Here is an 8005-nt window from a genome sequence, read left to right on the forward strand (position 1 = left end):
AACACCACACGGCTCAGCGCAAAGCCCAAACGCCCAGACCACCGGCCCAGTTGGAGCCAATCGCCACACGGAAACTAAGCGAAGACAATGTGCCGCAGCACATGCGGCGTGAAGTGCCCGACCCCCGTCCGCTTGCGCAGCCGAGCCGCCAGGTCCTCGACCGCGCTGCGGGTCATCGGCGCCCCCACCGGCGGCCGGAACAGGTTCACGAACACGTAGTCGCAGTCCAGCGCCCCGTACTCGCTCTCCATGTAGTCGGCGTAGGCGTCGAAGACCTCGGCCCCAGCCGGGACCGTGCGGGCCTTGAGCCCCTTCACCCGGGCGGCGTTGACATTGCTCTCCCGGGGAACGACACGTACCTCCCCGGCCCTCAGCCGCAGGTCCTCGTGGCGCAGCCCGAGCGCCTCCCCGATCCGCAGCCCCGTCTCCGACAGCAGCACAAGCAGGAACCGGTCCCTCAGCCTGGTACAGGCGTCGATCAGACGCCGGATCTCCCCGGCCGTCACCGTAGCGGGCGCCTTGGGCGCCGTGGCGATTCGGATCCGGCTGTAGGCATCCGGCCCCGGCCTACGACGCCGGGTGTGCACGAGCATTGGCACGTACCGACCCATCGGCCGCGGTCCGGTCAGCTCCCCCAGCAGGGCCGGCACCGTCTCGTCCCGGCGGGCATGGAACCGGTAGAGCCCGGCGAGCGCGGCCCGCTTGCGTACGAGTGTGTTGCTGCCGACCGCAGGCGGTGCGCCCGGCAGCTGGTATACGCCGGGCTGACGCGCTGGGCGCGACCGCTGCAGCCAGGCGAAGAACTCCGCGAGGTCCTCCAGCCCCAAGCGCCGGAAGTCAGCGTCGCGTTGGCTGGTCCACTCGAAGAAGTCCCGCAGGTCGTGCGCGTACGCCTCCACGGTGTACGGCGAACGTCCCGTCGCGGTGAGATGGCCCAGATACACATCGGCTGCCTCGACGGGCAGTCCGCCGTCGTCGATGACGGTGTACGACACCCGATCCGAGTCCGGAACCCGCACCCGCTGCACTCGCATAACTCCCTGCCCTGCGTCGACGACACAACCGCACCGGGTGTCCACGACGGGCACCCGACCCTGATCACACCAACGACGAAGACGTCGAAGACGGCACGCAGCGAGCTGTTCATAACGTACACCTCCCGAAAGGAACTCGTGGTGTACGGCAACAAGTGCCTGGACGCCTACAACCAGGGCACGACCAACGGCACCAAGGTCGTCATCTGGGACTGCAACGGCCAGAACAACCAGAAGTGGAACGTCAACAGCGACGGCACCATCACCAACGTCAACGCCGGCCTGTGTCTCGACGCCTACAACAACGGCACGGCCAACGGCACCTCCACGGTGCTGTGGTCCTGCGGCACGGGCGACAACCAGAAGTGGACGCTGAGCTGACGGTGCCTGCTCGGCCCGCCCGGGAAACCCCGGGCGGGCCTGGGACGCTTTCACTGGAAGAAGTTGTGGTTCCGGCGCACGAAATCGGCAAAGCCAAGGGCTCCGTGGCCGGTGAGATCGGCCACGGTCGAAGTGACCGCCTCGGCACCGCCGTTGCGGTAGGCGCGGGCAACCCCGATCAGGGCATCGATGTGGAACTCCGGTATCCCGCGACTCAGCATTGCTGCGCGCGCTTCGTCGTCCTTCAGGCCCACGTAGCGCACCGGCTTGCCAAGGACGTCGGAGAACTCTTCGGCGGCTTCCGCATAAGTCAGTGCCTTCGGCCCGGTGAGGCCGTAGACACAGCCGTCGTGGCCATCGGTGGTGAGCACCCGCGCTGCGACACGGGCGATGTCGCCGATGTCGACGAAGCTGATGGGTGCGGTGATCAATGGGAGGCTGAACTCCCCGGCCTCGCGGATGGACCGCTGGCGCAGGAAGTTCTGCAGATAGAAGTTTGGCCGCAGGATCGTCCAGGGCAAACCGGACGTCATCAGCGCCTGTTCAACGGGCTGATGCAGCCGGGCGATCGGTGAGAGTCCTTCGTCGGCCCGCCAGACCGACAGCTTGACCACCCGGACACCCACCGCACGGGCGGCTTCCAGCATGTTGAGTTCGTGCGTCGTTTGGTCGGGGCTTGTCGCGCCGAGGAGGAACACGGCCTCGATGCCATCGAGCGCAGGACCGATGGTGTCCGGAACGGCCAGATCGAGCGTCACTGCCCGACCACCCGACCTGATCACCTGAGCGGTGGTGTACGGATCACGGTACGCCGCCCGCGCGGCCACGCCGTCGGCATGAAGGCGAGTGAGGAGAGCCGTACCGACATTCCCACTCGCGCCAGTCACCAGAATCATGGTCACATCTTCCAGGTGACAGTGGTGAACAGGCCGAGAATCAGGGTCGACCCCAGCAGGCAGACCGCCAACAGCCGCTGACGCAGCAGGCGGTACGCCTCCTCGTACTCCTCGCGCAGCTCCCGGCTCCGCTCGGCCGTGCGCTGCCAGGAGGTGCGGGCGAGCCCGACGTATTCCGCCTCGAAGCGGCGCTCCACCTCCACCCGCTGAGCCTGCGTCAGCCAGTCGAAGGGGGCGCTGAAACGCGCGGCGGCCGTACGGCCCTCCTCGCGGGCGGCGGAGATCAGCAGGTGCCCCTCGATCCCGTTGAGGAGAACCTGTGCGTCGTCACTGCTCATGGCGCGCTCAACTCCCGCTGCGGTGCGGAATCCTGAAGGTGGTGCAGGTCGAACGCAGGGGACTCACTGCGGATCCGGGGGAGTGCGGCGAAGTTGTGCCGCGGGGGCGGGCAGGAGGTCGCCCACTCCAGGGAGCGGCCGTAGCCCCACGGGTCGTCGACCTCCACCTTCTCGCCGTACTGTGCGGTCTTCCAGACGTTGTAGAAGAACGGCAGGAACGACATTCCGAGGAGGAACGAGAAGATCGTCGACACCGTGTTGAGCGTCGTCAGACCCTCCACCGCCAGATAGTCGGGAATCCGCCGCTGCATCCCGTTCACCCCCAGCCAGTGCTGGACCAGGAAGGTGCCGTGGAAGCCGACGAACAGCGTCCAGAAGGTGATCTTGCCGAGGCGCTCGTCGAGCATCTTGCCGGTGAACTTGGGCCACCAGAAGTGGAAGCCGGAGAACATCGCGAAGACGACGGTGCCGAAGATGACGTAATGGAAATGGGCGACGACGAAATACGTGTCGGAGGTCGGGAAGTCCAGCGGCGGCGAGGCGAGCATCACGCCGGTCAGACCGCCGAAGACGAACGTGATCAGAAAGCCGGTCGCCCAGAGCATCGGGGTCTCGAAGGACAGGGACCCCTTCCACATCGTTCCGATCCAGTTGAAGAACTTCACACCGGTCGGTACGGCGATGAGGAACGTCATGAAGGAGAAGAACGGGAGCAGCACACCGCCGGTGACGTACATGTGGTGGGCCCACACGGTCACGGACAGACCGGCAATGGCGATGGTCGCGCCGATCAGGCCCATGTAGCCGAACATCGGCTTGCGGGAGAAGACCGGGATGACCTCGGAGATGATGCCGAAGAACGGCAGCGCGATGATGTACACCTCTGGATGGCCGAAGAACCAGAAGAGGTGTTGCCAGAGCAGGGCGCCGCCATTGGCCGCGTCGAAGACATGCGCCCCGAACTTCCGGTCCGCCTCCAGCGCGAACAGCGCCGCGGCCAGCACCGGGAAGGCCAGAAGCACGAGAACACCCGTCAGCAGCACGTTCCACGTGAAGATCGGCATGCGGAACATGGTCATGCCCGGCGCGCGCATGCAGATGATGGTGGTGATGAAGTTGACCGCACCGAGGATCGTGCCGAAGCCGGAGAAGGCCAGACCCATGATCCAGAGGTCGGCGCCGACGCCCGGGCTGCGGACCGCGTCCGACAGCGGGGAGTAGGCGAACCAGCCGAAGTCGGCCGCACCCTGCGGGGTGAGGAAGCCGCCCACCGCGATCGTCGAGCCGAACAGGTAGAGCCAGTAGGCGAACATGTTCAGCCGCGGGAACGCCACATCCGGGGCGCCGATCTGCAGCGGCATGATCCAGTTGGCGAAGCCGGCGAACAGCGGCGTCGCGAACATCAGCAGCATGATCGTGCCGTGCATCGTGAATGCCTGGTTGAACTGCTCGTTCGACATGATCTGCAGGCCCGGACGGGCCAGCTCGGCGCGCATCAGCAGCGCCATCACGCCGCCGATCAGGAAGAACGCGAACGACGTGACCAGATACAGCGTTCCGATCGTCTTGTGATCAGTGGTCGTCAGCCACTTGAGGTGCCTCATGCCTCGCCTGTGTCCGATCCGGGGACGCCGGTCACACTCGGGTGACGCGACGAGAATCACGGAAACGGGTGTGACGATCCGGATGGTGCCGGACACGAACGGGACATGAGCAACGACGAGTTCTTCGCCGCTGCCTATCGCGAGCACTACTGGGCGGTCAGCCGCTATGTCGCGCGGCGACTGGACGGGCGGACCAGCGAGGTGGAGGAAGTGGTGGCGGAGGTGTTCACGGTCGCCTGGCGACGCCGGGCCGACCTGCCGGGATCCCCACTGCCCTGGCTGTACGGCGTGGCCCGCAACTGCCTGGCGAACGCGGTACGCGGCTACGGGCGGCGCCGGCGGCTGGTCGACCGCCTGGGCAACGACGAGACCGCGCACGGCCGGCAGATCGCGGCGAGCCCCGACGCGGAGACACCGGGCGGCTGGGTGCACGAGGCGCTGGCCCGGCTGTCCGAGGCCGACCAGGAGGTGCTGCGCCTGACGGCATGGGAGGAACTGGGCATCGATGAGGTCGCCGTCGCCCTCGGCTGCGGCACAAGGGCCGCATCGATGCGGTTGCACCGCGCCCGGCGCCGGCTGAGAGCCGAGATAGACCGCATGGGCCCCTTTCGTCCCACCGCGACCTCCGCCGACGCGACCCCCTCCAAGGGACACGGCCATGGCTGACGAACTCGAACTTCTGCGCCGCGCCAACCCGGTGCCGGTGGACGGTCCCCACTACGGCGACGGCCCCCTCGACCACCACGCCGAACGCCGGCTCAGCCGGCTGCTGCACGAACGCCCCACGGGCCGCCGCCGCACCCGGCTCGTCTGGAGCCTCGCCACCACCGCCCTCGTCGCTACGACCGCGCTGACGCTGCTGCTCAGCGGCCCCGGCACCGCGCCCGCCGTCGCCGCACCCCGCCCGCTGGTCGTCCAGGCCGACTCCACCCCCGTACCCCTGGAAGTAGTGGCCGACCGTGCACAGCGGCAGGCCACGGCAAAGGATGCGCCGAAGTTGCGCAAGGGCACGCATGTGCAGTCCTGGAGCCTCGGCATGAGCGACGACAAGCCTCCGATCACGCTCCCGGAGGAGCGCGTCGTGCGCTGGAAGGCCGACGGCAGCCACACCGAGCTCGTGGTGGCGACCGACCCCCGCCATCCCGGCCGGCAAGTCCTGCGCGACGACGGCGGCGATCCGCACCTGGTCGAGGACGGCCATGTCGTCAGCAGCCAGACCTGTCCGCCCAGTTGGAGCGACGCGCCGCCCGAGTCGCCCCCGCCGAACGACATGGCAAGGCTGCGGGCCTACCTCCAGGAGGCCTCGTACACCCGCACCGAGCTGACGACCCCCGAACTCCTCGACGCCGTCGCGGTGTTGCTCGACCACTGGACCCTCGGCGCGCGCGAGTCCGCGACGCTGGCCCGGCTTCTCGCGGGCACCGAGGGGCTGCGGCCGGTCGGCCAGGTCACGGACCGGCTCGGTCGGCGCGGCCAGGCGTACGAGTACGAGGGTGCCGGCTACCGGCGGATGCTGATCATGCAGCCGTCCACCGGTGCGGTCCTCGGCCTGGAGACCGTCTTCACCAGGGCGGAGCCGGAGTACGGCGTCAAGCCCGGCGACGTCATGGACTACAGCGCCTGGATGCGCTGATCACACCCCGAGCTGCCGGGCGGCGGCATCGACGGTCTGCTCCAGCAGCGTGGCGATCGTCATCGGACCGACACCGCCCGGCACCGGAGTGATCAGACCGGCCCGCTCCACGGCGGAGTCGAAGTCGACGTCGCCGACGTTTCCCGGGTTGTAGCCGGCGTCGATGACGACCGCGCCGGGCTTGATGTCCTCGCCCCGGACCAGCCGTGGCCGTCCCACGGCGGCGACCACGATGTCCGCCTCCCGCACGACCGAGGACAGGTCCCGGGTACGGGAGTGGCAGTACGTCACCGTCGCGTCGCGGGCGAGCAGCAGCATGCCGGCCGGCTTGCCGAGGATGGCGCTGCGGCCCACGACCACGGCCCGCTTCCCGGACGGGTCGACGCCGTACTCGTCGAGCAGCCGCATGATGCCGCCCGGCGTGCACGACACGAAACCAGGCAGGCCGAAGCTCATCGTCGCGAACGAGGCGAAGGTGACGCCGTCGACGTCCTTCTCGGGTGCGATCGCCTCGAACGCGGCCCGCTCGTCGATGTGCTCGCCTATCGGGTGCTGCAGCAGGATTCCGTGCACACCGGGGTCGTCCGACAGGGCGCGCAGGGCGCCGACGAGTTCCTCGGTGGTGGTGGCGGGAAGTTCCACCTGGCGCGACTCGATGCCGGCCTTGCGGCAGCGGTTCCGCTTCATCCGGACGTAGGTGACGGAGGCGGGGTCCTCGCCGACCAGAACCGTCGCCAGACACGGCGCCGTTCCGGTTCGTTCGGTGAGGTCGGCCGCCCGCTTGGCGGTGTCCTCGACGATGCGCCGGGCAACGGAGGTGCCGTCGATGAGCCGGGCCTGGGACATGATCCACTCCTGGGCTGGTGTGACGTATCGCCCAGGCGCACGGCATCGGCTCCGCGTGGCCGCTCCCCGGTGGTGCTCCACCTCAGCGCCAGTCACGGCCCGCCCTCAGACTAGCCGAGCCGCCACGGCGGTCAGGAACCGCTCACCGGTGCAGGCCGCGCCGCCTTCGCGCAGCAGGCAGCGGCCGGGACCGCCTCGCTCTCAGCACCGACCGCAGCAGAGCCACCGACGCCAGCCGTTGTGCCGTACCTGTCCGAGGCCGGCCCGGACGCACCCGTCCGAGCGCCGCACGGGCCGAGAAGGTCCAGGTCAACCGTGAGGTGATCTGGACCCTCGCGGTTCTGCCTCCTACTCGTCCCATGCCTGGATCAGGATCTCTTCGGTGATCTTGCCGTCGCGCAGCGTGATCATCGATTCGGCCAGGACACGCGTCCCGTCCGAGTACTGACAGGACTGGCTGTAGGCGGCATGATCGCCCTGAATGATGCACTGGTCCACTTTGTGCGTCATGTCGCGGCTGTAGATGTCCTCGAACATCGCGCCGATCTCCTGGCGACCGCGTAGAACCTTGGGCCGGCTGGGCTGGGCGTTGCGGTCCACGATGCGTACCTGCGCGTCGTCCGCATAGAGCGACAGAAGATCCGCCGCAGTGTGTCCTTCGACCCCCTTGCGCAGGGTGTCCGCGTTGAAGCCGGGAGTTGCCGTGGTGCCCATCATGACCTCCTTCGAGGGCCGCGACCCGAGGAGCTGTGGGCCGCGAAAAACCTCTCCCTTGAGGCTCCTCCGCTGCGGCAGCCTCGGCAAGCGCAGCCGGAGCACTGCCCCTGACGGGTGAGTGGCGTGGCGCGGCCGTGACCGCCGCAGGCCCGGTGACGTTGTGGGAAGCATGATCTCAACACGACGTATCGTCGCCGCCGTTGGTCTCGCCGCAGGAATCACCGCTCTTGCCGCGCCGCTCGCCTGTGCGTCCGATGCGACCATCCAGAACAAGGACGCGAGCGAGCTCAACCCGATCTCCACGCTCGACTCGCTCGCCCAGAGCGGCATCCCGGCGGAGCGCAGGGCCGAGGTGCCGCGCCCGTCCGAGCAGCTGCAGCACCTGAACCGACTCAACAACCTCGAGCAGCTGGACCGGGTCGCCCGCATGGGAGCCGCAAGCGGGTTCCCGGGGGCCTTGTAACACGCCGACGCCGCATCGAACGTCCCCGCGCAGCGAAAGGGCCGCCCTCTCAGGGCCGATCGGCCGAGCCCACGTCTGAGCTCCAGTCACAGT

The 8005-nt window shown here is 68.3% G+C and carries 10 protein-coding genes and 1 riboswitch; of the genes, 4 read left to right on the forward strand and 6 right to left on the reverse strand.

Going from position 1 to position 8005, the window contains the following annotated elements:
• Positions 1–74 precede the first annotated feature (74 nt).
• Complete coding sequence (locus AB0N07_RS48780) at positions 75–1034, reverse strand: tyrosine-type recombinase/integrase (protein ID WP_365847121.1); 960 nt, start codon at positions 1032–1034, stop codon at positions 75–77.
• Between AB0N07_RS48780 and AB0N07_RS48785 the strand changes: the two genes are divergently transcribed.
• Positions 930–1415, forward strand: a complete 486-nt coding sequence (locus tag AB0N07_RS48785) for an RICIN domain-containing protein (protein ID WP_365847123.1) — start codon at positions 930–932, stop codon at positions 1413–1415. The two genes, AB0N07_RS48780 and AB0N07_RS48785, sit on opposite strands and share 105 nt — an antisense overlap.
• Positions 1416–1465: 50 nt before the next feature.
• Here AB0N07_RS48785 and AB0N07_RS48790 read toward each other — a convergent pair whose 3' ends face one another.
• The 3 genes from AB0N07_RS48790 to ctaD are packed head-to-tail and all read right to left on the reverse strand — an operon-like array spanning position 1466 to position 4253.
• Positions 1466–2311, reverse strand: coding sequence for an SDR family oxidoreductase (locus AB0N07_RS48790; RefSeq protein WP_365847125.1), 846 nt, complete (start codon positions 2309–2311; stop codon positions 1466–1468).
• Positions 2312–2313: 2 nt separating this feature from the next.
• On the reverse strand, positions 2314–2649 hold the full coding sequence (locus AB0N07_RS48795; protein ID WP_365847127.1) for a hypothetical protein: 336 nt from the start codon (positions 2647–2649) through the stop codon (positions 2314–2316).
• Positions 2646–4253 carry a cytochrome c oxidase subunit I gene (gene ctaD, locus AB0N07_RS48800; protein WP_365847129.1) on the reverse strand — a complete coding sequence of 536 codons (1608 nt, stop codon included), beginning with the start codon at positions 4251–4253 and terminating at the stop codon, positions 2646–2648. Before ctaD ends, AB0N07_RS48795 begins: the two co-directional genes overlap by 4 nt.
• Before the next feature lie 105 nt (positions 4254–4358).
• On the opposite strand from ctaD, the gene AB0N07_RS48805 reads away from it, so the two are divergent.
• On the forward strand, positions 4359–4919 hold the full coding sequence (locus AB0N07_RS48805) for a sigma-70 family RNA polymerase sigma factor (protein ID WP_365847131.1): 561 nt from the start codon (positions 4359–4361) through the stop codon (positions 4917–4919).
• Entirely contained in the window at positions 4912–5886 is a 975-nt protein-coding gene (locus AB0N07_RS48810; RefSeq protein ID WP_365847133.1) for a CU044_5270 family protein, read from the forward strand. The genes AB0N07_RS48805 and AB0N07_RS48810 overlap by 8 nt, the downstream gene beginning before the upstream one ends.
• Here AB0N07_RS48810 and AB0N07_RS48815 read toward each other — a convergent pair whose 3' ends face one another.
• Positions 5887–6732 (reverse strand): bifunctional 5,10-methylenetetrahydrofolate dehydrogenase/5,10-methenyltetrahydrofolate cyclohydrolase, encoded by an 846-nt coding sequence (locus tag AB0N07_RS48815; RefSeq protein WP_365847135.1) that lies wholly within the window; start codon positions 6730–6732, stop codon positions 5887–5889.
• Positions 6733–6754: 22 nt separating this feature from the next.
• Positions 6755–6838: riboswitch (ZMP/ZTP riboswitch) on the reverse strand.
• Between the two features lie 242 nt (positions 6839–7080).
• Positions 7081–7446, reverse strand: coding sequence for a nuclear transport factor 2 family protein (locus AB0N07_RS48820; protein WP_365847137.1), 366 nt, complete (start codon positions 7444–7446; stop codon positions 7081–7083).
• Between the two features lie 172 nt (positions 7447–7618).
• Here AB0N07_RS48820 and AB0N07_RS48825 point away from each other — a divergent pair, with 172 nt between their 5' ends.
• Positions 7619–7912 (forward strand): hypothetical protein, encoded by a 294-nt coding sequence (locus AB0N07_RS48825; RefSeq protein ID WP_344401393.1) that lies wholly within the window; start codon positions 7619–7621, stop codon positions 7910–7912.
• Positions 7913–8005: the final 93 nt, after the last annotated feature.

This window comes from Streptomyces sp. NPDC051172, from assembly GCF_040682555.1.
In the GTDB taxonomy this organism is placed as follows: Bacteria; Actinomycetota; Actinomycetes; order Streptomycetales; family Streptomycetaceae; genus Streptomyces.